The organism is Flavobacterium sp. PL02, assembly GCF_035013205.1.
Lineage (GTDB): Bacteria > Bacteroidota > Bacteroidia > Flavobacteriales > Flavobacteriaceae > Flavobacterium.
This window is the reverse complement of record NZ_JAYGJP010000002.1, coordinates 431,700-457,195: the sequence shown is the minus strand read 5'-3', so window position 1 is coordinate 457,195 and position 25,496 is coordinate 431,700. Positions and strand designations below refer to the sequence as shown.

The following is a 25,496-nucleotide window of genomic DNA, read 5'->3' as shown; positions in this document are numbered from 1 at the left end:
AATGCTTAAAAAATCAATTGCCATAATCGTACTTTTTATAATGACGATAACTGTATTTAGTTGTAAAGACGATGTTGTGCCTAAACCGGCGAGTTATTTAAGGTTGGACTATGCTGAAGCTAAATATGTGAATTTTGAAAACCAATGCCCATTTGCTTTTGAAATGAATGCAGAAGCTGTTATAAAAGGGGAAAAGGATTGTGGATTCACGATTTCATACCCAAAAATGAAAGCAACTATTTATCTTACGTATAAACCGGTAAATGGTGATATTAATAAATTATTGAAAGATGCTCAAAAGTTAACGTATGAGCATGTTATAAAAGCCGATGATATATTAGAACAGCCTTATTTAAACCCTGATAAAAAATTATACGGTATGTTTTATCAAGTTGATGGAAATGCGGCTACAAACTCTCAATTTTACATCACAGACAGTATTAAGCACTTTGTAACAGGTTCAGTTTACTTTTATGCTAAGCCTAATTTTGATTCGATAATGCCAGCTGCGAGTTATATTAAAAACGATATGCAGCATTTAATGGAAACCATTAAGTGGAAGTAGAGAAAAATAGAACTATAAAAAAAGAGCATTCGTTATGAATGCTCTTCTTTTTTTGTGGTAAAAATCGTTGGAATTACGATTTCATATTCGAAACTTTATATGTTTTTCCGTCTCCAGTGGCCTGAACTATTTTGGTTAAGTTTTCTGGGTTTTGAATAGTTTTGTCAAAAGTTACAGTAGCAGTTTTTTTGTCAAAATCTACTTTTGCTTCTTGTACGCCATCTAAGTCAGATAATTCGCTTTCGATAGTTTTAGCGCATCCCATTGCACAAGTCATTCCTTCGATATTAAAACTTGCAGTTTGCACGTTTTGAGCAGCAATTTCTTTATGTACTTTTGGAGCAGCTGCTTCAGTTGTAGCTACTGGCTTAATTTCTTCTGTTTCATTCTTTTTACAGCTTATAAACAAAAGGCTTGCAATTGCTAAAGCTGCGATTGATTTTACGATTTTCATATTGTTTTGTTTTAATAGTTTACAACAGGATTTGTTTGCAAAATTAATAAAAAACGAGTGAGGAATTCATAAATTTATTACAATTTTGCAGTAAAACAACTATTATGGATTCAAGACAATTGAAGTGGGTTTACTTAACAGTATTGGCCTTGGTTTGGGGAAGTTCTTTTATATTGATAAAAAAGGGACTTGTTGGTTTAACCGCAATTCAATTGGGTTCATTGCGAATTATTTTTGCATCCTTATTTTTGTTTTTGGTTGGTTTTAAGAGTCTGGCTAAAATTCCGCTAGGGCAATGGAAGTATATTGCATTGACTTCTGTTTTTGGAACTTTTACGCCTGCTTATCTTTTTGCCATTGCCGAAACTGAAATTGATAGCTCGATTACGGCAATATTAAATTCGCTTACACCATTAAATACATTGGTAATTGGAGCTGTTATTTTTGGAATTCAGTTTCAGAGGCGACAAATCTTTGGTGTTTTTATTGGTTTAATAGGATGTTTGCTTTTGGTTTTTAATGGAGCAATGAGTCATCCAGAACAAAATTATTATTATGCTATTTTAGTTGTGATAGCTTCCCTTTGTTATGCAATAAATGTAAACTTGATTAAGAGGTATTTGTCTGATTTAAGTTCGCTGAGTATTACTACAGGAAACTTTGCAGTACTATTGATTCCTGCAATTGTAATTTTGAGTTTTACAGGCTTTGGTGAAGTAATGTATGATGATAAAGTGCAGAATTCAATTTTGTATATAATTATCCTTGGAGTAGTAGGAACAGGAATTGCGAATGTCTTGTTTTTTAAATTGATACAAATGTCATCGCCAGTATTTGCAACTTCAGTAACGTATTTAATTCCTATAGTAGCTTTCTTTTGGGGTTTTTTGGATAATGAACTACTTACACCAATTCAGCTTTTGGGCGCATTTATTGTTTTAATAGGGGTTTATCTGTCGGCGAAGAAGTAAAATTTGTTTGTGAAATGTTGTTTAGGTTTCTGCTATTTTTAGGAGCTAATCCCGCTATCCGTTGCAATCTTTTATGGCGAACCCCGCCACAAAAGGATTTCCACTTCTATCGGGGCTATGACAAGATTGCGGGCTTCGACTTCGCCTGACAAAAAAATGCATAAAAAAAGCTTTGTCAAAGGGTAAACTTTGACAAAGCCTCTAAAATCTTAGTAACTCAGAATCTCAGTCCCGACACTTCGGGATCAGAACCTTTGTCACTTTGAGCCTTTGAACCTTCTAAAGAAAATCAGCATCAGAAACTCCTTCGTTGATTTTTACTTCAGACATTTTGATGTTTAGTTCAAAACCTACATTTTGAACGATATTAAAAGGAACTTTAACTCCTTTTACTTCTTTATAATCGCCAAAATTGGTGGTTTGTGTAACGGTCTGTCCAGCTTGTTCGGCTATTTTAGATTCAGCAACTTTTAATCCAGATTTTGTATCATAGAAATAAGTTGTTTTACCGTCTTTTATCGCATAAGCATCGCTGTTATTAATAGGCTCGATATGATCTATTGTTAATCCTTCTTTTTTAGAAAGTTGTAATTCTTCAAACGGAACTGCGCTAGCTTTCATGTCTGTAAGGTCTTTTCCTTCAAGATTTTTTCGTTGTCCTTGTTGCTCGATGTAAGCTCCTTTTTCGTTAACAACTTGTTTCATTAAATTCATAGGTCCCATAGCAAGCGAAACCATCATTTTTCCTTTTGCATCCATCTTAGAAGTGAAGCTTAAAGGAGAAGGAGCCTGAGGAATTGTAGTTGATCCTAGCATTGCAATTGTTTTTACAGAGGCAACGGCTTTTTCTCCACCAATAGCTTTTATGTAATCACTAAAAACAGTTTTAGCAGTTACTCCGGCAGGAACTTCTTTCTTTAATACTGGTTTTTCTACAGGATTAGCATATTTATCAAAATAGCTGATAGGAATATTTAGTTTTTCTAAGCCAGGAATAACCTCAGAGCCTTTTCCTGTAATTACAATTCTCGTATTGTCAATTAAGAAATATTTGTTGGCTACTCGAAGTACTTCATCAGCAGTTACATTATTTATGTTTTGGATGTATTTCTCATAAAAATCTGCAGGAAGATTTTCTGTTTCGATATTCAATGCGTATCTGGCAACAGCTTGTGGTTTTTCGACTTGCATTACAAATCTACCAATATATCCAGCTTTAACAGTTTTTAGGATTTCATCAGAAACTTTTTCAGCTCGGATTCTTTTTATCTCTTTTACAAATTCAGTTACGGCACTATCAGTTACTGCGTTTCTAACTGCAGAAGCAGCTTTAAATTTAGTAGTGTATTTTCCGCTGCCTAAGCCTGAGCTAGCGCCATAAGTCCATCCGTGAGCTTCACGTAAATTCATGTTTAAGTAGCTGTTAAAGTCACCTCCTAAAATTTGATTTGCTATTACTGCTGGGAAAAAGTCAGGATCACCCATTTTTAAATTTACAGTATTCACTAATGCTATTTCTGATTGTACTGCATTTGGAACATCAACAAAATTAATTTGAAGATTAGAAACGTTTACAGGATTAGGATAGGTTTCTTTTGGTTGTGTTCTTTTCTCCCATTTTCCAAAAAGCTTTTCTACAGCAGCTTTGGTTTCTTTGAATTTTATATCTCCAATAACTACCAAATAAGCGTTTTCGGGAACGAAATGATTTCTGTAATTAGTTTCAACGTCAGCGAGAGTTACATTTTTTATAGATTGCTCGGTAATAAATTCTCCCGAAGGATGATTTTTTCCAAATGCTAATGCATCAACAACTCTACCTTCGATTGCAGGAACGCTTTTTTCATCGGCTTTAAGGCCTTCTAATATTTTTGCTTTTTCCTTATCAAATTCTGCTTGGGTAAAATTAGGTTGTAATGCACCTTCGGCTAAAAGCTCAAGGATTCTCCCTGAATATTTAGAAAGCGAACTAGCAAAAGCGCCTTGTGAACTAAAATTGATGCTTGCTCCGTAAAAATCTATTTCTTCGTTAAAAGCTTCTTTGGTTGTTTTTTTGGTTCCGTTACCAATTAAACTACTTGTTAGTTCATCTACTCCTTTTTTGTTTCCTTCTACAAAAGGAGCGTTGTCTAATGTTAAATTAAAACTTACTCTTGGTAGTTTGTGATTTTCGACAACTAAAACTTTCATACCATTTGCTAAAACAAAGGTTTGTGGTTTTTTTATGTTTACTACGGGTGAGTTTCCTGGTTTTGGTTGCGGGCGATCTTGTGCTTGCATAATTCCTGTTACGAATAAAAGGATTAAAATAATTTGTCTTTTTTTCATGATTCTAAGAGTCTTAATTTTGTGCCTTTGTGCTAGGAACGTAGTCTAAAATTAAACGTTGATTAGGATTCAGATATTTTTTTGCAACATCTCTAATTTCTTCTCTAGTGATAGAGTGATAGAGGTCGATTTCGGTATTTATAAGATTTACATCGCCATAAAGTAGGTAATAACTAGCTAAATTTTCGGCAATCCCTTCTACGCTTGAGTTAGAGTTAACATAATTATTGTCGAACTTGTTTTGTAGTTTTTTATAATCTTTTTCAGAAATTAAGTTGGTTTGAAGTTTTACAATTTCTTCATCAATTTCTTTTAATAAATCAGCAGATGTGTAAGGATTCATTGGTAATCCATATAAAATGTACATACCATAATCTTCCTGGCTAAAACCAACTGCTCCAATTTGTAAAGCCATTTTTTTATCGTCAACTATTTTCTTGTATAGTTTTGAACTTTTCCCATCACTTAAATAAGAAGATATTAAATCAAGAACTCTTGCATCTCTGGTTTTCATAGATGGGGTTCTGTAAGACGCAATCAACATCGGAATTTGGATGTTAGGATCTTCGTAAGTTGCTTTGATAGGTTGAGTTATTGGCTCTTCTGTGTAAGTTTGTTTTTGTAATGATTGTCCTTTTGGGATTGGTCCAAAATATTTCTGAACCCACTCTTTTGTTTTGGCTTTGTCAAAATCTCCAGCAATTACTAAAACGGCATTGTTTGGAGTATAGAATTTTTTGTTGAAAGCTTTAAATTCTTCTAGAGTTGCGGCATCTAAATCTTTCATGGAGCCAATTGTTGTCCAGCGATAAGGATGATTTTTGAACATGTTTTTCTTTACCTCTGGAAGAATATTTCCGTAAGGTTGGTTGTCATAACGGGTTCTTTTCTCTTCTTTAACAACTTCATTTTGGGTATCAACCCCAATTTTGTTTATTACAGGATGCATTAATCTTTCAGATTCCATCCATATTGCCAATTCAAGATTGTTAGAAGGGAAAACTTCATAATAATACGTTCTGTCGTCTGAAGTGTTGGCATTATTGGTTCCACCATTAGCGGTTACAATTTTCATCCATTCACCGCGTTTTATATTTTCGGTTCCTTCAAATAATAGGTGTTCAAAAAAGTGTGCAAAACCAGTTCTGTCTGGAGTTTCGTCTTTTGATCCTACATGATACATTACTGAGGTTATGACAACTGGTGCAGAAGGATCATTGTGTAGAATAACGTGCATGCCGTTATCTAAATCATATTCTTCAAAAGCTACTTTTTGAGCCGAAGCTACTCCACCTAACATAAGTGCTGCGCTTAGCATAATTAATGGTTTTTTCATAGAGGTTAATAATTTTTTCAATTACAATTAATTAGTAATGATTAATTAAAATAGTTACATCAAAAATAACTTTTTTTAATTAGGATTTAGAAAATGGCTTATCTTTTGATGAATGTTTAACAGTATTTTACTACAATAGTGATTTTTAACTATTTGAAAAGTCTTGAAAAACAGGAATTAAAGAACATCGAATAATTTTACTTTAAGAAATTGCACAGTAAATTATTAATTGTATATTTGCAACCTTAAAAATCAATAAATCAATTTGGTATGTATGCAATCGTAGAGATAGCAGGGCAACAATTTAAAGTAAGCAAAGACTTAAAGGTTTTCGTTCACAGATTAGCTAATGAAGAAGGTTCAAAAGTTTCTTTTGACAAAGTTCTTTTATTAGATGATAATGGGAATGTAACTTTAGGCGCCCCAGCTATAGAAGGTGCTTCAGTAGAAGCTAAAGTGTTACAACACTTAAAAGGAGACAAAGTAATCGTTTTCAAAAAGAAAAGAAGAAAAGGTTACAAAAAGAGAAATGGTCACAGACAATATCTTACTCAAATTGTAATTGAAGGTATTACTGCAGCAGGAGGAACTAAAAAAGCAGCGGCTAAAAAAGCGGTTGTAGCAGAAGAAGTAGCTACTGAAGAAGTAGAAGCTCCTAAAGCGAAAAAAGCAGCTCCAAAAGCAAAAAAAGAAGCTACTAAAGAATAATAACAATATTTAAACTCATACGTCATGGCTCACAAGAAAGGTGTCGGTAGTTCGAAGAATGGTAGAGAATCAGAATCAAAACGTTTAGGCGTTAAGATTTTTGGAGGTCAAGCTGCTATTGCTGGGAACATCATCGTTAGACAAAGAGGTTCAAAACATAATCCAGGTGAAAACGTTTACATTAGTAAAGATCACACTCTACACGCAAGAGTAGATGGAGTTGTAAAGTTCCAAAAGAAAAGAGATAATAAATCATACGTTTCTATACTTCCATTCGAAGCATAATAACTAAGATTCTATATTATTATAAAACCCGTTTGCCAAGGCAAACGGGTTTTTCGTTTTTAGGCTGTTGCTTATAATCAATTTGTGATTTGTGTCTCCTTAATTTAGGTTTTAAGATTTACTAAATTAATGCAAAAATCTACGAAATTGCATTCTTAAAGTTTTTTGTCCTGGTTCTGGATAGTTTTATTATTACTACTTTTGATTAGATAAATCTATTTTAGTTTTGAAAAGAATATTATTACTTCTATTATTTTTTTGTGTCACTGTGTATGCGAAAAGTGTATCTGGTCATATTGCAAATCAAATTGTATCACTTGATGAATCACAAAAAAGAATTTTATATGAATTTGCAGTTTTGCAAAAAAATGGTTCTGATGCCAATGTGTATTGGGAAAAATATAAAAGTCAGTTTCCTGCCATAAATGATAGTATAAGAGATGGGTTGGCTAATGAAATATTTGTTAATTCTCATGTTTTATATACTCCAATAAAAAACTCTGCTATCGAATTATGGATGCAGGCACAATCATTTACGAATTGGATGTTGTACTTAGCTGCATTTATTGCGGTGTGTGCAGTAATAGGTTTGTTGCGTAATTATTGGGGAGCTATTATCAGAATGCTTATAAAGCAATTTGAACCTTTGTTTAAAGTATTGTTTTCGGAAGTTTTGCTAACGTATGAATTACTATTGATTGGTGCAGTTTGTGTTGTTCTTGGGTGTAGTGTAGAAGATATGGTACTGCGTACAGTTATTATTCATGTTGGGTTCTTTTTATTGTGGAGTCAATCTACAGCATTGTTTACTAAAAAGTATCTTGTTCGTGGATACATCTACAAAATAAAAAGTAATTTTTGGGAACAAGATAGGTGGGAAGTGGTAAAAACAATTTGCTTTCCTGCAATTATTGTTACGGTTGCTATTTTGTATGTATTGTATAAAGTGCCAGAGGATGTGTTTTATAATTATGAAGTTGTTGTGTCTGGTCTTGCTGCAATTTATGCTTTTCCTGTTTGGAGATTGCTAGAAAAATACATGTATCCTGTTTTAATACCTTATAAGGATGTTTATGTAGAAAGAGGTATTTATTCTCTTGCAACTTGTACGGTTTTGGCTTTGTTTATAGATGTCGTGTTTTTGTGGCAATCAAACGCTGCGTTATCGTATATTATAATTGCATTGACTTCGCTGTTGGTTCTGTCGTTTTTAATTTTATCTGTAAAGGTTAATTACAGCCATAATTATAAAAATTATTTTTACTTGCAATTTGTCACAGTTCTTTTCTTTTTATCTGTTTTGTTTTATGGTTTTAGTATTAAATCGGGTGAAATGATTTGGGTATCATTAGTTGGAACATGCATTTTTATTGTTATTAAATATTGGGAGATTCCAACATTTTACTTTAGTTGGAAAAGAAGAAATGGATCATGGGCTTGGGGATTTCTCGGGATGGCAGCTTTATTGTGGTTACTAGCTAAGGGGATTTTGTATGTTTCGAAAGTCTTGTATGTATAAGTTTGGACAGACGGAAGAATTTTAACTAGATAAAATGCAGCTTAGATTTTGAGATGTTATAAATTAAAAATAATATAATTTAAGTGATGGATAAGATTTTGATTAGATTAGCAAACAAGGATGAAATAGATTGGATAAATTCTAAATATTCTGAAATTGATTTTGTGCCTTCAAATTTTGAAAATGAAATCATTGCTATAGCAGAAATGGGTGATGCAAAATGCGGTCTGGGAAGAATTGTAAATGTAGATGATGCTAATTGTGAACTTGGAGGAATGTTTGTTTTTGAAGAGTTTAGAGGACTTAAAATTGCAGAAAAAATCATTGAATTTCTTATTGATAAGAATCAAAATAAAGATAAAAACACTTGGTGTTTGCCATTTGAAAAACTAAGTAATTTCTATAATAAATTCGGATTTGAAGATAATAATAGAAAAAATATAGAAGTTCCTAAAGCTGTTATAGAAAAACATACTTGGTGTAATTCTAATTATGATGACAAAGTTCTTTTATTGGTAAAATAGATTTTGGTTGAAAGAAGATTATTTATTTTCTATAGTCGATAAGATAAAATCGACTCTTTCCTTTGTTCCTAATTTTGGGACTTCTATTAATTGGTAACCACAACCATTATAGGTGTTTTTTATTGCTTTATAGGTGTCTATTGCTTCTTGAAAAGATTGTTTGCGTTCGGTATCTGTCTGGTAGATTTCTTCCCAAGGCGGCAGGATAAATACAATCGGATTATACTGGTATTTTTTAACAGCCTCTGTGAGTTCTGGAGGAGGTTTTAAACCAATTAAATTTGCGTACGCTAAAGTGTCTGGAATTCCTCGGTCAAAAAAGGTGATTAAAGCATTGTCTTTGTTTTTTATATAGGTTTCAATCGAGTGTTCCAGCATTAATAATGTAAATTTTTCTTTGTCTGCCCAAGGCAAAGCATTTCCATTTGATTGTACTTGTTCCTTAATTATTTCACGAGCCACTTCGTCTACACAATTATAACCTCTTTTTTTTAATTCTTCGATAATAGTTGTTTTGCCGCATCCTGGTCCTCCGGTTATGGCAAACAAATGGGTTGCTTTGTTCATTTTAATTGATTTGATTGTTGTAAAAGTTTTTCTAGGTTGTATGTGTTAATTTGAAATACTTGTGATAAAGATATTTCATATATTCGCTGATAGTAGAGTTCTGTTTATGGTTTTAGTGGTCTAAAAGCCGAAATGATAAAATTCTTTTTTAATGTTGTTGATGTATAAGTTAATGAGGTTTTTGTTAAAAAACACAATAAGAATGAAAATAAGAAATGTTGTAATATTTGTTTTTTTAATTTGCCTTTTTGCTTGTAAAAAAGATAGGGAGACTGTAGTTGATGATAATAAGAAATATGTAAAATTGTTATGGCGAAACAAGCCGTTTGATTGGACTCCGACAACATTAGTAGTAAAAAATAAAATTTTGTATTTCGGAGATTTACATAGGAATTTCTATGCTGTAAATTTAGAAAATGCTAAAGTAAAATTGAAATTTAAATCGGACTATAATCCGTTTTATAAACCATTAATAGATGGTCAAGATTTGTTTTTAGCGGATTATAACGCTGAATTAAGTTGCTTTGATTCTTTAGGAAAGTTAAAATGGAAAGTTAATGGCGAGATGAATTTAAGAAAGGATTTGGCTGAGAATGGCAACTATATTTATGGCTCAGTTCAAGGAAACGGATTTAGTAAACTAAATAAAAAAGATGGTAAAGTGGTTTGGTATTTGCCTAAAGATTCAAATATTACCGAAACAAACGAACCTGAATTTTTTGAAAATATGGTATATTTAGGTTTGTCAGAACATGACGCTAAACTTTTAGCAATCGATAACAAAAGCGGAAAAAATATTTGGGAAAACAAATATAAAAAATATTCAAACTTAAACCAGATTAAAACAGAAAATGGACTTTTAGTTTGTCTTAATAAAGATTTCAAACAAGGGGAAATTTTGATGTTGGATTATGAGACTGGAAACGAAATTTGGTCAGAATCTTTTAACTGCGATGTGTTTTATAAACCTTGCGTTGCTAACAAAAGTATAATTTTAAGTACGTATGATAGCAAAGTTGTTTCTGTGAATATTGAAAACGGAAAAACAAATTGGGTATTAGATTTAAAAAATGATCAAGTTGAAAGTAAGATTATAAGCTTTAAAGGGAATATTTATTTTGGAACTATGAATCGGAATTTATATTCTTTAAATATTAAAGCAGGGAAAATTAATTTTGTTCAACAATTTTATTACGGAATTTCAACACCAATTGTAGAAGATAATAAGATTTATTTTCCGACTGGAGGAAGTGAAATGTGGGTATTAAAATAAAAAATTAAGATCGTAAAACGTTATTAATTTTTTAAGTGATTGTTTGTGAGCCACTTCTTTAGAGGTTTAGAGAATAAAATAATGAAATAATACGAAGAAAATATTTCTATTTCTATTTAGAAAAAAGGGATGAATTGGAGTGATAATATTTCTTATATTCGCTCAAAAAAAGTTAAATTATTGCGTAAAGGCATATTTAGATCGGGATAGTTTGGCTGTTTTGTGTGTTAATTATAAGAATATATATTTAAACCTTAATAATATAAATGGGTAAGATCGATTTGTTGGTTATTGTGACTATAATTTCTTTGTTCATTTCATTTTTTCTTGCTTTTTTTTTAATTACAGTTAAGACAAAGGGCAGGTTAAGTAATTGTCTTTTTGCTTTTTATCTAGTAATAACGGCAATAGATACTAGTGATCCTTTATTTAATTTAATGGTTAATGGGCCTTCAAATCTAGGAATGCTAAGGAGTATGTTTGCTTTCTTACAAATACCTACTTTTTATTTATATGTATTATCCGTTTGTTATTCTGATTTTAAGCTTAAGCCTAAATATTTATTACATCTGCTTCCATTTGTAGTTGTGAATGTGATTTTGATACCTCGTTTTTATGCTGTTGATGTTGCTTCTAAAATTAATTTTATTAAAAGCTATAAAAGTATGATTGAATTACAGTTTAATCATATTCTTATAACAGTTCAACTAGTTGTATATATTATTGCTGTTTTTGTGGCATTAAAAAAGGCAAAAAAGTTATATCTTGAAAATAATGCAGGTACAAATATTAATTCCTATAAGTGGTTGTTTCAGTTCGCGATTGTAATCACTATTATATATTTGATTGCCATTTTAAAAAATATTCTTAAGTTTTCTGATTATCCATACATTTCCGAAGGGATAAAAATTGGGCTGCAAATATCTCAGCTATTTATTGTTTGTTGGTATTTATTTAAGGCATTAAGCAATCCTGCTTTGTTTAGAAACGTTGATTCAAAATTAAAACTTGTAAAAGATTTAATTTCTGAAGAAAAAAAAATTGGACCATTAGGTGTAAGCGAAAAAGTATATGATGAAGAGTTATTGAAATTGCAGGAGTATATGATTGCAGAAAAGCCGTTTCTAAATCCTTCCTTAACAATTCAGGATATTTCATCTGATGTTAAAATTCCTGTTCGTGACTTATCTCTTTTAATTAATCATAAATTAGAACAGCATTTTTACGATTTCGTTAATACGTATCGCATAGAGAGTGCTATGGGAATTTTAAAAGATGCTACAAAAAGTAAAGTAACGGTTTTGGAAATTCTATATGATGTAGGTTTTAATTCTAAATCTTCTTTTAATACAGCTTTTAAAAAGCATACAGGTTTTACTCCTACAGATTATCGTAAAGCGTTGTAAAATAGAGCTTTGTAATTATTCGTACGCGTAGTTTTAATTACTCATACTTATTTTTAGAAACTAATGTGTCCGACTATTTTTATTCGGTCGCATAGCGTTAATTTCCACCACATCTTTGTATCGAAATAAATTTTTAACCAAAAAATCACGATACAATGAAAACTACTATTTACTTCCTAATTCTTATAGTAACAATTTTAAATTGTCAAATAAGTAGCTGTCAAACAAACAAGAAAGTATTATCAAAACAAAAAGATTATAGTTTTCTGACAGATAGTTTGAATATTAATCCGCAACTGGAAAAATATAAACTTGCGGGATTTAGTCTTGTTGTTTTTGAGAACTACGAGATTGTATATACAAATGAATTTGGTGTTAAATCAATAAACTCTCCAGAGAAAATCGATAAAAACACCGCTTTTTCTACCGCTTCAATTTCAAAACCAATTACAGCGCTTCTTTGTTTTATGCTTGAAGAGAAAGGATTGATTAAGTTAGACGATCCAATAGATGGTTATTTAAAACGCTGGCACTTGCCAAAAAGTAAGTTTACAGAGAATAACAGTCCTACCTGGAGACAATTTCTTAATCATACGGCTGGTACAACCCAAAGCGGATTTGCAGATTACTATGAAGGCGATACAATCCCGACAATAAAACAAAGTCTTTTAGGGAAGATTCCGCGATATGATAAAGAAATTGATTTCTTGTTTACGCCAGGAACAGGTTGGGCGTATAGCGGTGGTGGTTATGTAATTGTTCAGATGGCATTAGAAGATACTTTTAATAAGCCTATTGCAGAACTTGCTGCAACATATATATTTTCTCCTCTTGGATTAAAAAATACTACAATGATACAGCCTGATGAAAAAGGATTCCCTGCAAATGTAGCCCTCGTTCATGATGAAAATGAAAAGGTTATTAGAACAGGTTTGCCAATCACTCCACAAGTTGGAGCATCAGGAATGTGGTCTACGCCAACAGATTTGGCTAAACTTGCTATCGAGATGCAAAATGCGTTGCGAAATAAAAACAATAAAGTGATTTCTCATAATGTTGCAAAAATAGTAACAGAAGTGACTGCTTTAAAAGATGCTGTTGGCGGCTGGAGTTACGGATGGCAAAAGTCTTTTGGTTATAATAACTATGATTGGTTTATATGTAATGGTTCTAATACAGGAGTAGGAGGTAGTGTTTTTGCTACGATGACAGATGGAAACGGCTTTGTATTTCTAACCAATGGTGAAAAAAAGAATCGTTTTCCTGTGATGGGGCAAACTCAAAGAAAGCTTCTGACTTTGATGAACTGGAATGGAAAAACATCTAATGAGGAAATTCAGGAAATGCCTTCAAGTCTAAAAGAAAAACTAATCGGAACTTATGATGATTTTCTTTATGCACAGGGAGTGGAAACTAAAATTGTAGAAAAGAATAATCGCCTTTATGTTGAATCCATGCTATTGGATCATTTTAAAGGGAAAAATGATAATGAGTTGGTATATCTTAAAAATGGACTATTTAAAATTATAGATTATCCTAACTTGTTAAAATTAGATTTTAGTGACGGAAAACTAAGTTCTGTGACCTTAGTAAGAGGTAATATGAACACTAAGGTCGAAAAGATTTATAAAGGGAAATAATGATTTAGTCTTAAATTTGATTGTAGTATATTCTGTGAAAACAAACTCCATTAGAAATAATGGAGTTTTGTAGTTGTCTTTGCGAGTCTGTTTGCGAACCGTTTTTACGCAGGATTTAAGGATTTGTAAATAACACAGCTCCAAGAAATCTATTCTTTTTAATTTGAAAAACTTGTAGTAATTAAATAATGTATTATTAAACAAAATGCTGATAGTTTAACTTGGAACTGTACTATTCTGGTCTACTTAATAATAGCTAAACTGGATCACAATTTTAATTATTAAGATGGTTAACTTCGTGGTTTTTTAAAATATTCTTAATTATTTACATCAGGAAAAGCCAAATTATTTTGTGGCTGGTATAAATGAGTTGGTGGTAATGCTAAAAAATAACTAAAGACAACCAAAAAAAACATAAAATTTAAATGAACGAAATAAAATTTGACTACAAAGCGGACTATATTTTAGAAGACGAAACGGTACTTTTGAGACCTTTGAAAGCAGACGATTTTAAATATCTTTTAGACTTTTCAATTAACGAACCCGAAATTTGGGAGTTTAACATGGGCGGTGCAAACGGAGAAGAAAATTTATTGAAATATATCGATAATGCTATCAGTCAAAGAGAAAAGGAAAAAGAATATCCATTCATTATTTTTGATAAAAGAACCAATGAATATGTTGGGAGTACGAGATTTTACAATATTGTCTTGGAGATGAACACGATTGAAATTGGTTATACTTGGTATGGAAAAAAGTATCAAGGAACAGGAATAAATAAAAATTGCAAATACTTAATGTTCGACTTTGCATTTGATAAATTAGGAATTGTAAGGATTGGGCTTGGAGCAAACAGTAAAAACATGCGAAGTATAAATGCGATGAAAGGGGTTGGTTGTACAGAAGAGGGAATATTAAGAAGCCGTAGTTTTGATCAAAAGGGAAACAGAATTGATGCAATAATTTTGAGTATTTTGAGAAACGAATGGGACGAAATATGGAAGGCAAGACTTAAAGATAAAACTGTAAAATAATAAAAGGAAATACAACAAAGAAAAAATTGACTTTATGTCTTTGTTCTCCCGATAGCGGGGATTTGTAATCTGTGCCCGCAATAGTAAAGTATTTTAAAACAAAAAACCTGTGAATCTTTCGATTTACAGGTTTTTTTAATGTTTCGGGTTTTGAAAAGATTGATAAAGTTGCCTTTTTCACTTCTTTTCCCCTTCGTGGGGAGAGCAGGATTCGAACCTGCGAAGTTTACACAGCAGATTTACAGTCTGCCCTCGTTGGCCGCTTGAGTATCTCCCCGAACCCGATAGTCTAGATTTGAAATCCATGACACTCGGTAAGCTATAAAAAAACTCCATTATTTCTAATGGAGTTCTTTGTGGGCGATGAGGGGTTCGAACCCCCGACCCCCTCGGTGTAAACGAGGTGCTCTGAACCAGCTGAGCTAATCGCCCTATTTTACTAGGTTGCTATCGTTATGTGATTGCGAGTGCAAATATAAGACTGTTTTCTGCATTACCAAAACTTTTTTAAATAAAATATAATAATAATTTGCAGTTAGTTTTTATGCGATTGATATTTAGTTATTTGAATATGTGGTTTTTTTGAGCGAATTTATTTTTGTAGCTTTTTTACTAGTTTTTAAAATAAGTCTTGTTATTGTTTCTCTTTATCCAAAGGCAATTCGGCGACTACAAATGTGCTTCCTCCCACAAAAATAAAGTCATTTTTGGTCGCATTTTCTTTTGCAGCCGTAAAAGCATCCGAAACAGAGTCGTAAGTTTTACCTATTAAATCATATTTTTTAGCATTTTCCTGTAAAATAGCAGTGCTTAAACCACGAGAGGAATTTGGACTACAGAAATAGTATTGTGCCTTTTTAGGAAATAGTGGTAAAACGGAATCTAAATCTTTATCATTTACAACTCCCAATACAATATGTAAGTTCTCGTAAGTTTCATTCTGGATTTGGTTCATCACTATTGCCAGGCCATTTTTGTTATGAGCCGTATCGCATATAATTTTAGGATTTTCGCCAAGCTGTTGCCATCTTCCTTGTAAACCTGTATTTGTAACAACGTTTAATAATCCAGTTTTAAGATTTTCGTCGGATATTTTAAATTCATTTTGAGTATTCAGGATATGTATGGTTTCCTGAACAGTCTTTTTATTATATTGTTGGTAATCGCCAATTAAATCAGAAGGGTAAACTTCGGTAATAATATCAGAAGCAAAATATATTTCAGAATGAGTCTCTTTTGCTTTAGCTAAAAAAACAGGTTTTGTTTCTGGAGTATATTCTCCAATTACAACTGGTACATTTTGTTTTATAATCCCCGCTTTTTCGCCTGCAATTGCTGCTGGTGTAGTCCCCAGAAACTGCGTATGATCTAAGTCGATATTGGTAATAACAGAAACCAATGGAGTAATGACATTGGTTGCGTCTAATCTTCCGCCTAAGCCTACTTCTATAATAGCGATATCTACTTTTGCTGTAGCAAAATAATCAAATGCTAAGCCCACAGACATTTCGAAAAAACTCATATCATTAGATTCAAAAAAATCTTTGTGTTTACTTATAAATTCGCAAACAAAATCTTCTGAAATTTCTTTACCGTTAATTTTAATACGTTCGCGAAAGTCTTTTAAATGTGGTGATGTATAAAGTCCTACTTTATATCCAGCTTCTTGTAATACCGAAGCGAGCATGTGAGAGGTAGATCCTTTTCCGTTTGTTCCTGCCACGTGAATACATTTTAATGAATTTTGTGGATTGTTTAAATGGTCAACCAAATGTAATGTATTGGTTAAGTCTTTTTTATATGCCGAAGCCCCTTGTAGCTGGTACATTGGGAGTTGGTTGAACATCCATTCGGTAGTTTCTTGATAGTTCATTTTTTTCGAGTAAAATAGTTGTTGATTGAAATATTTTTCGTTTTTTTTAGTTTAATATAACAGCGAAAAGTATCTTTATTGCAAAATTGGAATATTTTTTAGAATTAATTATCAAATACAAGAATTAATATATGTTTAGCTTCATTCAATTACAAGCGGATACTATTGCAAATGCCGCATCTAACGTAGTTATCGAAAAAATTGCACCAAATACAGAGATTTCTGTTTTAGGATTTATTTTAAAAGGAGGATTTTTCCTGATTCCAATTGCCATCTTATTGTTCTATACTTTTTACGTTATCATCGAGCGTTATTTATACATAAGCAAAGCTTCAAAAATTGACCCTAGATTAATGATGGATGTGGGGGTTAATCTTAATTCTGGTAATCTTGATATGGCAAGAAGTATTGTAGAAAGAAATGAAACTGCTGCAGGAAAGATTCTTAAAGAAGGAGTATTGGTTATAGGAAGGCCAATTGCGGAAATCGAATCGAATATGGATCGTGCTGCCGATATTGAAATAGGAGAGATGGAAAGACGTCTTGGTCATTTAGGGCTTATTGCAGGTATTGCACCTACATTAGGTTTTATTGGTACTATTTCGGGAGTTATTAAGATCTTTTATAGTATCTCGGTTACAGAGAATATTAGTATTGGTAATATTTCGGGAGGTTTATATGAGAAAATGATTAGTAGTGGTTCAGGTTTAATTGTTGGTATTATCGCATATAGTGCGTACCATCTTTTGAATGGGAAAATTGATGATTTTGCCTTAAAAATTCAGAAACAAATACTTGAATTTGTAAACATAATTCAAAGATCATAAGATATGTCTATTAAAAGAAAAAGAAGATTTCATGCCGAGGTGGCAACTTCATCGCTAAGTGACATTATGTTTTTCTTGCTGTTGTTTTTCTTGATTATATCTACATTGGCAAATCCTAATGTTATTAAAATGACATTGCCTAAAGCCAAAGCAAATGAAAAAACAAACAAACAATTTATAAGCTTATCGGTTACAGAAGATAAAAAATTCTACATCGATAAACAGCCAGTAGATTTTGAAGAGTTAGAAACTACATTAATGTCTAAATTAGGTACTGATAAAGAACAAACAGTAATCGTAAGGATTCCGTTTAATCTACAAGTACAAGATTTGGTAGATGTGCTACAAATAGGGGTTAAAAACAATCTTAAGTTTGTTATAGCAACAAGTCCTAAGTAAACATAGTTTAAGGTAATTTCTCGAAAGTCTCTATTGAAATAAATATTTTATATGGATTTATACATATTTGAAGAAGAAGTCAACGAATTCATTAAAAAGGATAACCTTGATAAAGCGATAGAAATTACAGAATCGGAATTAAAAAAACTTCCTAGTAATAGTTTTCAAATAGTTCTAAATCGTAATTTACTTCATTTAAAGGCAAGATTGAATGAGTATCTCAATGAGTTTTATAAAGAATCTAAAAGCGATATAGAAGAGATAGATAAAACAATTAAGGCTATTTATTGTGAGATGAATGGTTTTACAATTAACTATGACTTATGGTTTTTGTCAGGTTTTGGATTTAGTTTTTGTAATGATTTAGAAGATTTAGATTGGCTTGGCGATTATGATTCTTATACTGAGAATCTTTTTGAAATTACAGGATTTGAAGATTTACAAAATGTTTATAAGGATTATATGCAAAATGAGAAATGGGAAGATGAAAATTTAGAAATCGCTTCTGAGTTATGTGCTATCTTGATAACATTAAGACTTGAAGAACTATTTAGAGAAACTTATAAGGAGTCTACAAGGAATAATGATTTGTGGTCAGAGATTCCTGTTTTTGTGACTTCGCACGATAGTGAATTGGTGTATCGAACCCAATAAAGGCTATCCATATCAACGAATATTAAAAAAGGCTTTCTGAATAATTTCAGAAAGCCTTTTTTATTGTCTTATGTTTTTTAATTCAAATTAAAATTATAAATGATCTTACCAACTTGTTTTTCGGGAGCATCACTACTTGCGTCCCATTTGGTATTCATGGCAGCTATTTTGGCTTGATCCAATAAACATTTCGCTGTGTTTGTAGTTCCTTTAATTCCAGCTATAGCACTTATGGTTCTCCCGTTTCTATCTACAGAAACTTCTACAACGACTCTTCCTGTTTCATTACACGTATAGTTTGGAGCTGGTTTAGATAATGCTTTTCTGTTTCCAAGAGAGTAACCTGAAACACCACCAGAACCACTTCCTGATCCTCCGCCACTTCCGGAACCATATCCGCTACCTGTTCCTATGCCTGTACCAGTTCCGTTTCCTCCACCAGTTCCACCTCCAGAGCCTCCGGTTCCGTAATAACCATTAGAGCTTAAATTTCCGTTTGATTTTCCTTTGTTTCCTGCAACTTTATCATCGCCATCACCACCTTTGTTAGAGCCTTTTAAAATGCTCGATAAAGCATCATTAGTCGTATTCGAAACTTTAGGTTTTACAACGACAGGTTTTGGGTCAGGTTTTGTAACAGTTATCGGTTTTTTAGTTTTTTCTTTCTGCGGAATAACAACACTTTCTTCTGTAGAATTTTCTTGTGATAATGTTGCTTCTTCAGGAGTCGATTTTACAGGCGTTTGTTTTGCATGATTTTTAACTTCCAGAACTTCACTTTTGTAATTTGCACCAGAGCCTAAATCGCTATCACCAAAGTTTACGGTAACGCCACCACCTCCGCCACCTCCAGCGAGTTCAGTCATACCATTTGCTGGTGGCCAAAAACGAATGAAGAACAACAATAATAGTATTGTTGCATATATAAGGGTAGAGAGTAGTAATGATTTCTTTTTGTCTGAAGAAATGGGTGAACTCATTTTTATGCTGAATTTTTATAAGTGTATTAGTAAAACGTATAAAATTACTGAAAATTGTTTACAATCAAAGAGGGTAAGGGATTTAACCGTAAAGTTTTTAAATCTGTAGTTGGTGATTTAACCGCAAAGGACGCAAAGTTTTATAAATCTGCTTAGATCTGTGTAAATCTGCGTGAAATTTTAAAGGTAATTTTTTTAAATCCGTTTAATTATTTTAATCTGTGGTATAAAAAATTAACCGCAAAGTGCGCTAAGGTTTACGCAAAGTGCGCAAAGTTTTTCCTCAGAAAGACAAGTTTGTGGTTAAATCTGTGGCTAACCTTTTTTTATAAACAAAAAAAACGAACCAAATAGATTTAATCTGATTCAGTTCGTTTTAAAATATGGTATAAAATAATTTATACTAATTGTTTCAGTGCAATTTCAAAAGCTGTTGCGCTGATATTTGTTTTTGATGCACTTAAAGCATGCGCTTTTTGTATCGCATTTTTTATAGTGTCTGAAGTGTCATTAAAAATAGCCTCATCGGTCATTTGTACTTTCTTTTCCATGAAATAAGCAAAAACACGAGCCATTCCGCAGTTAGAAATAAAGTCAGGAATTAAACTCACTTTGCTGTCTACTTGTTCCATGATAGAACCAAAGAAAATTTCTTTATCTGCAAAAGGTACATTTGCACCACAAGAAATAACTTCAAGTCCATTAGCAATTAATGCGTCGATTTGATTTTGAGTTACTAATCTAGATGCTGCACATGGAGTGAAAATTTCGGCTCCAATTGTCCATATCTTTTCGTTAATTTCTTCAAACGGAATCATGTTTTGAGCAACAAGTTTGTTACCATCTTTTGCTAAAAATAATGCTTTGATTTCTTCAAAAGAAAAACCTTCTTCGTTAATCAACCCACCATCTCTGTCGATGATTCCAATTACTTTAGCTCCCATATCTGCCAAGTAAAAAGCAGCTGCAGAACCCACATTTCCAAAACCTTGTACGATTGCTTTCTTACCTTTTACATCGCCACCATAAGTAGTGTAAAAATGACGAACAGCTTCAGCAACACCAAAACCTGTAATCATATCGGCTACAGTATATTTTCTGGTTACATCTGGAGAGAACTTTGGGTTTTCGATTACCTTAATAACACCTTGACGTAATTGTCCAATTCGGTTAATTTTGTCAGCTTCGGTAGGTTTAAAGTGTCCGTTAAAAACTCCTTCTTGTGGATGCCAAACACCGCATTCTTCGGTCATTGGAATTACTTCGTGAATTTCATCAACGTTTAAATCCCCACCAGTTCCGTAATAACTTTTTAGTAATGGAGAAACTGCTTTGTACCAACGTTGTAAAACACCTTTCTTTCTTGGGTCATTTGGATCAAAATTAATACCAGATTTAGCCCCACCAATCGCAGGTCCAGAAACTGAAAATTTTACTTCCATTGTTTTTGCCAATGATAAAACTTCGTTCATATCCAAACCTTTTCGCATACGAGTACCACCACCGGCAGCCCCACCTCGAAGAGAATTAATTACTGTCCATCCTTCGGCCTCAGTTTCAGAATCTTTCCAATTGAATACGATTTCAGGTTCTTTATTTTCGAATTTCTTTAATAAATCTTTCATTTTCTGCGATATGTTTAATTTTCACAAATATAAAAAATTGGATAATGCGAAATGTGTATTTAGTAAAATATTTCGGATGCCTTATTTTATGCTAATTTTTTAACTAAAAACCTTCAGAAATAATTATTTGCCTAATAATTGATCTTTTAGTTTTTGGTCAGCAGGCTTCTTGGATAACCAGATTCCGAAGAGTGCTTTTTTGAATTCAAATCCAGGAATTTTACCCTTTAACTGATTGTTTTTGTAGATCCAAACAGAGGCATCAGAAGGGGAGTATATAAGTTTAAAAGTGTTTCTTTTACTTATTTCACCCATAAAGTAGCTTTTAAATTCTTCTATTTTAGGTCGCAATGTTTCTATGTTGCCTGGGTATGTTTTTTTGAAATTATCATCTATAGCTTTTAATAATTTTGGTGTAGATACTGTTGAAGAAGTAACTTCAATACGCATTGCCATTGCGCTATCACTATCAAGAATATATTTCGAATCTTGGCTTAATTGTGATAAGTATAATGCTTGCAGATATGTTCCTGGCCACATTGTCGATTTTCCACCACCGCCATTTAACGATAAAGCTTTACTTTGAAATTGGATTGTTCTCGGAATTGTAACACCATCTATAGTAAAGGTTTTTTGTGCTGTTACGGTTGAGATTTGGAAAGTAAGAATTAATGTAAATAAAAGTAATAAATTTTTCATTGTATGGTATTTTATGATTTTTGCTAAAATACGCCTAATTTCTATGTTTTTAAAGTAATTTACGTCCCGTTTTTCAGGAAATGCCTTATGTTTAAGGATTTTAATAAATTTTATGAATTTGTAAATCAGGGTGTTATAAGAATGAAATAATCCAGAATTTTGGAGTGTTTTGATAAGTAGTTCCATCAGTTAAAAAAACTATTTTGCTTCTTGATTTTATTATGGCAAGAAATAGAAAAACAAAAGTTTATTTAAGTTTAAGTGTCTTGTTATTAGGAGTTATGAGGTTTATTTTTGATAAAATAAATTTATTCTATCTAACCAAAATAAAGAATGTAAACAGTAATACAAATTATAAAAACAGGTTTGTTTTTATAGGGTAAAAAGTACATATGTTTTTTAGGGAGGTGTAATTTGTAAAAGTTAGCAATTTATTTGTAGTTCAAATACTATGTTATTTGATTGCTAGTAGTGAAATTTATACTGAAAATTTAAATTTCATTATCGAGTCAGGGTTTATTCTGATGGAAATTCGGAAGAGGTAATTTTTTTTAATGCAGCTTCTCTAGTTTTCTTTTCTAAGAGAAGCTGTATTTGTTTCTGTAGATTATTTGCCTAATAATTGATTCTTTAGTTTTTCATCGGCAGGTTTTTCAGACAACCAGATTCCGAATAGCGCTTTTTTGAAATCAAACCCTGAAATTTTTCCTTTTAAATGTTCATTTTTATAAACCCAAACAGAGGAGTCGATAGGAGAATAAATGAGTTTGTAAACATCGTCTTTGGTGATTTCATCGCTTAAGTAGCTTTTTAATTCTTCAATTCTTGTTCGTAATGCTCCAATGTTATCACCAGCTGTTTTCTGGAAATTTTCGTCCATCGATTTGGTTAGTTTCTTTGCAGATACCAACGAAGAAGTGATTTCAATTCGGATAGCCATTTCGGTATCACTATCAATAATAAATTTTGGATCTTGACTCAATTGAGATAAGTATAGTGCTTGTACATATAGTCCAGACCACATTGCCGATCTTGCACCAGCACCATTTAACGATAAAGGTTTGTTTTGAAATTGAATTGTTCTTGGAACTATAACACCTTCAATATCGAATGATTGCTGAGCTGTAACAGTCGAGAATTGTAAAGTCAGAATTACTGTAAGGGATAGCAAAAAGTTTTTCATTTTATTGAATTTTAAATTTTTGCAAAATTACTTTTAATTTTCTATTTCTCTAGCATAGTTCAGTTGCCTTTTTTATGGATTGAAAAAGGGGAGTGTATTTTTAAAATAGTTTTATTTTTTGCAAGAGTAAAATCTTATGGAGAAAGAGATTCTTTTACTCTAAGATTTTTATTGTAAGTCTTATTTAATAGACATGAAAAAAATGCTCCAGATAATTTGATTACTGGAGCATTTTTAATCTAAGGAGTTAGGAATATTATTTACCTAGTAGTTGATTTTTTAGTTTTTCATCTGCTGGTTTATCAGATAACCAGATTCCGAAAAGTGCTTTTTTGAAGTCAAAACCTTGAACTTTTCCTTTTAGAACATCATTCTTGTATACCCAAACTGAGGAGTCGACAGGGGAGTAGATAAGTTTAAAAACATCCTTTTGGGTGATTTCATCGCTCAAAAAGCTTTTAAATTCTTCGATTCTTGGACGTAATGCTTCCAGATTATCTCCAGCAGATTTTTCGAAACCACTATTCATGGCTTTTGTCAATTTATTTGAGGATACCATCGAAGAGGTAATTTCAATACGAATTGCCATTTCGGTATCACTATCAATAATAAATTTAGGATCTTGGCTTAGTTGCGATAAATATAATGCTTGAACATAAACCTCTAACCACATCTTTGATCTTCCGCCTGCACCATTTAAGGATAAAGTTTTGCTCTGGAATTGCATTGTTCTTGGAACAGTAACACCATCAATATCGAAAGATTTTTGAGCCGTTGCATCTGTGAATTGCAAAGTTAAAATTACAGTAAGTAATAGTAATAAGTTTTTCATATTCTCGTAATTTATGTGATTTTGACAAAAATACTTTTAATTTCTATATTTTTATAACTAAAGCGCTGTATTTTTTACGAAAACCGCTTATGTAAGAAAACGTCTATTTGAAAGTTATCGTTTTGGCAGTTAGTTGTTTATGAAATGGGAATATTTGCTGAATTATCTTATTTTTTGATGTTCATAATTTGATTGAAAATGACATTTTGAAGTGTGAAATTTGAATAATTGGCTCGTTTTTTTCTTCAAAAAACATATTTTAGAAACTTTATGCTTGCAATTTGTTAACCTTACTCGCGATTTTGGCTTTATCTCTTATGATGAAATCTGAAATTATTTGGAGATGTATTAAGATACGTTTATTTTAAAAAAGGTTGTAATTCTGAGAAGTATTTTATGTATTTTTCAGATGAAATTTTTATATTCAATTGTCTCAGTTTTTAGAATTTTTGATAGCTATTTCTGAGTTCTTTAATAAAATTTTAAGGGTTGCTAAACTGTCGAGATTAAGCGAAGTTCTTGATATCATTACGATAACGATATAGTGATGTTTTTTCTTTAGTCAAAAATGCAAGTCAAAATTGAAAATTTCAGTATAAAAAAGTACCTTTGGATATATTTTTTTAACAAAAAGCAACTTTTATTTTATAATACTATGGATTTTAATCTTACCGAAGAGCACTTAATGATTCAACAAGCTGCTAGAGATTTTGCTCAAAACGAATTGTTACCTGGTGTGATAGAAAGAGACGAAAAGCAAATTTTCCCTACGGAACAAATAAAAAAAATGGGACAACTCGGATTCATGGGAATGATGGTTGACCCTAAATACGGAGGAAGTGGTTTAGATACGACTTCATACGTAATTGCTATGGAAGAGATTTCGAAAGTTGATGCTTCGGCTTCAGTAGTAATGTCGGTAAATAATTCACTAGTTTGTTGGGGACTTCAAGCTTTTGGTACCGAAGAACAAAAACAAAAATACTTACCAGGATTAGCTTCTGGAGAAATTCACGGTGCGTTTTGCTTAAGTGAGCCTGAAGCTGGTAGTGATGCTACATCTCAAAAAACTTCTGGAATTGATATGGGAGACCATTATTTAGTAAATGGTACTAAAAACTGGATTACTAATGGTAATACTGCATCAGTTTATATTGTAATTGTACAAACTCATGCTGAGAAAAAACATAAAGGTATCAACGCTTTAATCATGACTAAAGATATGCCAGGTTTCTCTGTTGGTCCTAAGGAACAAAAAATGGGAATTCGTGGTTCAGATACACATTCTTTGATGTTTAGTGATGTAAAAGTACCTAAAGAAAACAGAATTGGTGAAGATGGATTTGGTTTTAAATTTGCTATGAAAACATTGGCAGGTGGAAGAATCGGTATTGCTTCTCAAGCTTTAGGAATTGCTTCTGGTGCTTATGAACTTGCTTTAAAATATTCTAAAGAGCGTAAAGCTTTTGGAACTGAAATTTGCAATCACCAAGCTATTGCTTTTAAATTGGCAGATATGGCAGTAAATATCGAAGCAGCTCGTCATCTTTGTATGAAAGCAGCTTGGGATAAAGACCAACATAATAACTATGATGTAAGTGGTGCTATGGCAAAATTATTTGCTTCGCAAGTTGCAATGGATACGGCTGTAGAAGCGGTACAAATTCATGGTGGAAACGGATACGTAAAAGAGTATCATGTTGAGCGTTTTATGCGTGATGCAAAAATTACACAGATTTATGAAGGAACTTCTGAAATTCAAAAAATAGTAATTTCAAGAGCAGTTATCGCAGGATAATTGTATCCTTAAATTG

Annotated in this window: 24 protein-coding genes and 2 tRNA genes; 14 read left to right on the top strand and 12 right to left on the bottom strand. The window is 32.1% G+C overall.

The genetic code is table 11. From position 1 onward, the window contains the following. Position 1: 1 nt before the first annotated feature. Positions 2–565, top strand: a complete 564-nt coding sequence (gene gldD, locus SHI72_RS10040; protein ID WP_039112425.1) for a gliding motility lipoprotein GldD — start codon at positions 2–4, stop codon at positions 563–565. A gap of 73 nt (positions 566–638) precedes the next feature. On the opposite strand, the gene SHI72_RS10035 is transcribed toward gldD, so the two are convergent. Further along, positions 639–1,019: a heavy-metal-associated domain-containing protein gene (locus tag SHI72_RS10035; RefSeq protein WP_039112424.1), complete on the bottom strand. Its 381-nt coding sequence runs from the start codon at positions 1,017–1,019 to the stop codon at positions 639–641. Between the two features lie 104 nt (positions 1,020–1,123). Between SHI72_RS10035 and SHI72_RS10030 the strand changes: the two genes are divergently transcribed. Next, on the top strand, positions 1,124–1,990 hold the full coding sequence (locus tag SHI72_RS10030; RefSeq protein ID WP_039116941.1) for a DMT family transporter: 867 nt from the start codon (positions 1,124–1,126) through the stop codon (positions 1,988–1,990). A gap of 279 nt (positions 1,991–2,269) precedes the next feature. Here the strand turns inward: SHI72_RS10030 and SHI72_RS10025 are convergent, their stop codons facing one another. Beyond that, positions 2,270–4,318 (bottom strand): insulinase family protein, encoded by a 2,049-nt coding sequence (locus SHI72_RS10025; RefSeq protein ID WP_416348470.1) that lies wholly within the window; start codon positions 4,316–4,318, stop codon positions 2,270–2,272. 13 nt (positions 4,319–4,331) lie between these two features. Next, a complete protein-coding gene (locus SHI72_RS10020; protein WP_323489878.1) occupies positions 4,332–5,654 on the bottom strand; it encodes a pitrilysin family protein in 1,323 nt (440 codons plus the stop codon). Between the two features lie 270 nt (positions 5,655–5,924). Here SHI72_RS10020 and rplU point away from each other — a divergent pair, with 270 nt between their 5' ends. From rplU to SHI72_RS10000, 4 genes are all read left to right on the top strand, one after another. Further along, positions 5,925–6,362: a 50S ribosomal protein L21 gene (gene rplU, locus SHI72_RS10015; RefSeq protein WP_035619759.1), complete on the top strand. Its 438-nt coding sequence runs from the start codon at positions 5,925–5,927 to the stop codon at positions 6,360–6,362. 24 nt (positions 6,363–6,386) lie between these two features. Beyond that, complete coding sequence (rpmA, locus tag SHI72_RS10010; RefSeq protein WP_007805051.1) at positions 6,387–6,647, top strand: 50S ribosomal protein L27; 261 nt, start codon at positions 6,387–6,389, stop codon at positions 6,645–6,647. A 226-nt stretch (positions 6,648–6,873) separates the two neighbouring features. Further along, positions 6,874–8,166, top strand: coding sequence for a hypothetical protein (locus tag SHI72_RS10005; RefSeq protein WP_323489877.1), 1,293 nt, complete (start codon positions 6,874–6,876; stop codon positions 8,164–8,166). A gap of 86 nt (positions 8,167–8,252) precedes the next feature. Continuing rightward, complete coding sequence (locus SHI72_RS10000; RefSeq protein WP_323489876.1) at positions 8,253–8,690, top strand: GNAT family N-acetyltransferase; 438 nt, start codon at positions 8,253–8,255, stop codon at positions 8,688–8,690. 18 nt (positions 8,691–8,708) lie between these two features. Here SHI72_RS10000 and SHI72_RS09995 read toward each other — a convergent pair whose 3' ends face one another. After that, positions 8,709–9,257, bottom strand: coding sequence for an ATP-binding protein (locus SHI72_RS09995; RefSeq protein ID WP_323489875.1), 549 nt, complete (start codon positions 9,255–9,257; stop codon positions 8,709–8,711). A 202-nt stretch (positions 9,258–9,459) separates the two neighbouring features. Between SHI72_RS09995 and SHI72_RS09990 the strand changes: the two genes are divergently transcribed. The 4 genes from SHI72_RS09990 to SHI72_RS09975 all read left to right on the top strand — a co-directional run bounded on the left by SHI72_RS09990 (position 9,460) and on the right by SHI72_RS09975 (position 14,610). Further along, positions 9,460–10,530, top strand: coding sequence for a PQQ-binding-like beta-propeller repeat protein (locus SHI72_RS09990; protein ID WP_323489874.1), 1,071 nt, complete (start codon positions 9,460–9,462; stop codon positions 10,528–10,530). Positions 10,531–10,796: 266 nt separating this feature from the next. After that, complete coding sequence (locus tag SHI72_RS09985; protein ID WP_323489873.1) at positions 10,797–11,936, top strand: AraC family transcriptional regulator; 1,140 nt, start codon at positions 10,797–10,799, stop codon at positions 11,934–11,936. A gap of 155 nt (positions 11,937–12,091) precedes the next feature. Further along, positions 12,092–13,576 (top strand): serine hydrolase domain-containing protein, encoded by a 1,485-nt coding sequence (locus tag SHI72_RS09980; protein WP_323489872.1) that lies wholly within the window; start codon positions 12,092–12,094, stop codon positions 13,574–13,576. A gap of 425 nt (positions 13,577–14,001) precedes the next feature. Beyond that, on the top strand, positions 14,002–14,610 hold the full coding sequence (locus tag SHI72_RS09975; RefSeq protein ID WP_323489871.1) for a GNAT family protein: 609 nt from the start codon (positions 14,002–14,004) through the stop codon (positions 14,608–14,610). A 196-nt stretch (positions 14,611–14,806) separates the two neighbouring features. Here SHI72_RS09975 and SHI72_RS09970 read toward each other — a convergent pair. The 3 genes from SHI72_RS09970 to SHI72_RS09960 form a co-directional block, all read right to left on the bottom strand. Next, positions 14,807–14,887: transfer RNA gene (locus tag SHI72_RS09970), tRNA-Tyr, on the bottom strand. Between the two features lie 80 nt (positions 14,888–14,967). After that, a tRNA-Val gene (locus SHI72_RS09965) sits at positions 14,968–15,042 on the bottom strand. A gap of 202 nt (positions 15,043–15,244) precedes the next feature. Next, a complete protein-coding gene (locus SHI72_RS09960; RefSeq protein WP_323489870.1) occupies positions 15,245–16,483 on the bottom strand; it encodes a folylpolyglutamate synthase/dihydrofolate synthase family protein in 1,239 nt (412 codons plus the stop codon). A 131-nt stretch (positions 16,484–16,614) separates the two neighbouring features. On the opposite strand from SHI72_RS09960, the gene SHI72_RS09955 reads away from it, so the two are divergent. The 3 genes from SHI72_RS09955 to SHI72_RS09945 are packed head-to-tail and all read left to right on the top strand — an operon-like array spanning position 16,615 to position 18,363. Next, entirely contained in the window at positions 16,615–17,310 is a 696-nt protein-coding gene (locus tag SHI72_RS09955) for a MotA/TolQ/ExbB proton channel family protein (protein WP_039111796.1), read from the top strand. Positions 17,311–17,313: 3 nt separating this feature from the next. Further along, positions 17,314–17,709 (top strand): ExbD/TolR family protein, encoded by a 396-nt coding sequence (locus SHI72_RS09950; protein ID WP_035619731.1) that lies wholly within the window; start codon positions 17,314–17,316, stop codon positions 17,707–17,709. A gap of 51 nt (positions 17,710–17,760) precedes the next feature. Continuing rightward, positions 17,761–18,363, top strand: a complete 603-nt coding sequence (locus SHI72_RS09945; RefSeq protein WP_039117337.1) for a hypothetical protein — start codon at positions 17,761–17,763, stop codon at positions 18,361–18,363. Between the two features lie 77 nt (positions 18,364–18,440). Here the strand turns inward: SHI72_RS09945 and SHI72_RS09940 are convergent, their stop codons facing one another. From SHI72_RS09940 to SHI72_RS09920, 5 genes are all read right to left on the bottom strand, one after another. Beyond that, on the bottom strand, positions 18,441–19,343 hold the full coding sequence (locus SHI72_RS09940) for a hypothetical protein (RefSeq protein ID WP_039117336.1): 903 nt from the start codon (positions 19,341–19,343) through the stop codon (positions 18,441–18,443). Positions 19,344–19,741: 398 nt separating this feature from the next. Beyond that, complete coding sequence (locus SHI72_RS09935; RefSeq protein WP_039111794.1) at positions 19,742–20,968, bottom strand: Glu/Leu/Phe/Val dehydrogenase dimerization domain-containing protein; 1,227 nt, start codon at positions 20,966–20,968, stop codon at positions 19,742–19,744. Between the two features lie 123 nt (positions 20,969–21,091). Continuing rightward, the gene (locus tag SHI72_RS09930) at positions 21,092–21,667 is read right to left on the bottom strand and encodes a chalcone isomerase family protein (protein ID WP_323489869.1); all 576 of its coding nucleotides are present in this window, start codon (positions 21,665–21,667) and stop codon (positions 21,092–21,094) included. A 607-nt stretch (positions 21,668–22,274) separates the two neighbouring features. After that, a complete protein-coding gene (locus tag SHI72_RS09925) occupies positions 22,275–22,850 on the bottom strand; it encodes a chalcone isomerase family protein (RefSeq protein ID WP_323489868.1) in 576 nt (191 codons plus the stop codon). 256 nt (positions 22,851–23,106) lie between these two features. Further along, on the bottom strand, positions 23,107–23,682 hold the full coding sequence (locus SHI72_RS09920) for a chalcone isomerase family protein (protein WP_323489867.1): 576 nt from the start codon (positions 23,680–23,682) through the stop codon (positions 23,107–23,109). Positions 23,683–24,337: 655 nt separating this feature from the next. On the opposite strand from SHI72_RS09920, the gene SHI72_RS09915 reads away from it, so the two are divergent. Further along, positions 24,338–25,480, top strand: a complete 1,143-nt coding sequence (locus SHI72_RS09915) for an acyl-CoA dehydrogenase family protein (protein WP_195735617.1) — start codon at positions 24,338–24,340, stop codon at positions 25,478–25,480. Positions 25,481–25,496: the final 16 nt, after the last annotated feature.

What these genes read in the sequence shown, in the direction of transcription:
- SHI72_RS09950 (WP_035619731.1), top strand. Translation starts at nt 17,314, where the DNA reads ATGTCTATTAAAAGAAAAAGAAGATTTCATGCCGAGGTGGCAACTTCA.
- rpmA (WP_007805051.1), top strand. Translation starts at nt 6,387, where the DNA reads ATGGCTCACAAGAAAGGTGTCGGTAGTTCGAAGAATGGTAGAGAATCA.
- SHI72_RS09955 (WP_039111796.1), top strand. Translation starts at nt 16,615, where the DNA reads ATGTTTAGCTTCATTCAATTACAAGCGGATACTATTGCAAATGCCGCA.
- rplU (WP_035619759.1), top strand. Translation starts at nt 5,925, where the DNA reads ATGTATGCAATCGTAGAGATAGCAGGGCAACAATTTAAAGTAAGCAAA.
- SHI72_RS09990 (WP_323489874.1), top strand. Translation starts at nt 9,460, where the DNA reads ATGAAAATAAGAAATGTTGTAATATTTGTTTTTTTAATTTGCCTTTTT.
- SHI72_RS09920 (WP_323489867.1), bottom strand. Translation starts at nt 23,682, where the DNA reads ATGAAAAACTTATTACTATTACTTACTGTAATTTTAACTTTGCAATTC.
- SHI72_RS09960 (WP_323489870.1), bottom strand. Translation starts at nt 16,483, where the DNA reads ATGAACTATCAAGAAACTACCGAATGGATGTTCAACCAACTCCCAATG.
- SHI72_RS10020 (WP_323489878.1), bottom strand. Translation starts at nt 5,654, where the DNA reads ATGAAAAAACCATTAATTATGCTAAGCGCAGCACTTATGTTAGGTGGA.
- SHI72_RS09995 (WP_323489875.1), bottom strand. Translation starts at nt 9,257, where the DNA reads ATGAACAAAGCAACCCATTTGTTTGCCATAACCGGAGGACCAGGATGC.
- SHI72_RS09930 (WP_323489869.1), bottom strand. Translation starts at nt 21,667, where the DNA reads ATGAAAAATTTATTACTTTTATTTACATTAATTCTTACTTTCCAAATC.
- SHI72_RS10025 (WP_416348470.1), bottom strand. Translation starts at nt 4,318, where the DNA reads ATGAAAAAAAGACAAATTATTTTAATCCTTTTATTCGTAACAGGAATT.
- SHI72_RS09975 (WP_323489871.1), top strand. Translation starts at nt 14,002, where the DNA reads ATGAACGAAATAAAATTTGACTACAAAGCGGACTATATTTTAGAAGAC.
- SHI72_RS09915 (WP_195735617.1), top strand. Translation starts at nt 24,338, where the DNA reads ATGGATTTTAATCTTACCGAAGAGCACTTAATGATTCAACAAGCTGCT.
- SHI72_RS10035 (WP_039112424.1), bottom strand. Translation starts at nt 1,019, where the DNA reads ATGAAAATCGTAAAATCAATCGCAGCTTTAGCAATTGCAAGCCTTTTG.
- gldD (WP_039112425.1), top strand. Translation starts at nt 2, where the DNA reads ATGCTTAAAAAATCAATTGCCATAATCGTACTTTTTATAATGACGATA.
- SHI72_RS10000 (WP_323489876.1), top strand. Translation starts at nt 8,253, where the DNA reads ATGGATAAGATTTTGATTAGATTAGCAAACAAGGATGAAATAGATTGG.
- SHI72_RS09945 (WP_039117337.1), top strand. Translation starts at nt 17,761, where the DNA reads ATGGATTTATACATATTTGAAGAAGAAGTCAACGAATTCATTAAAAAG.
- SHI72_RS09925 (WP_323489868.1), bottom strand. Translation starts at nt 22,850, where the DNA reads ATGAAAAACTTTTTGCTATCCCTTACAGTAATTCTGACTTTACAATTC.
- SHI72_RS09940 (WP_039117336.1), bottom strand. Translation starts at nt 19,343, where the DNA reads ATGAGTTCACCCATTTCTTCAGACAAAAAGAAATCATTACTACTCTCT.
- SHI72_RS09980 (WP_323489872.1), top strand. Translation starts at nt 12,092, where the DNA reads ATGAAAACTACTATTTACTTCCTAATTCTTATAGTAACAATTTTAAAT.
- SHI72_RS09985 (WP_323489873.1), top strand. Translation starts at nt 10,797, where the DNA reads ATGGGTAAGATCGATTTGTTGGTTATTGTGACTATAATTTCTTTGTTC.
- SHI72_RS10030 (WP_039116941.1), top strand. Translation starts at nt 1,124, where the DNA reads ATGGATTCAAGACAATTGAAGTGGGTTTACTTAACAGTATTGGCCTTG.
- SHI72_RS09935 (WP_039111794.1), bottom strand. Translation starts at nt 20,968, where the DNA reads ATGAAAGATTTATTAAAGAAATTCGAAAATAAAGAACCTGAAATCGTA.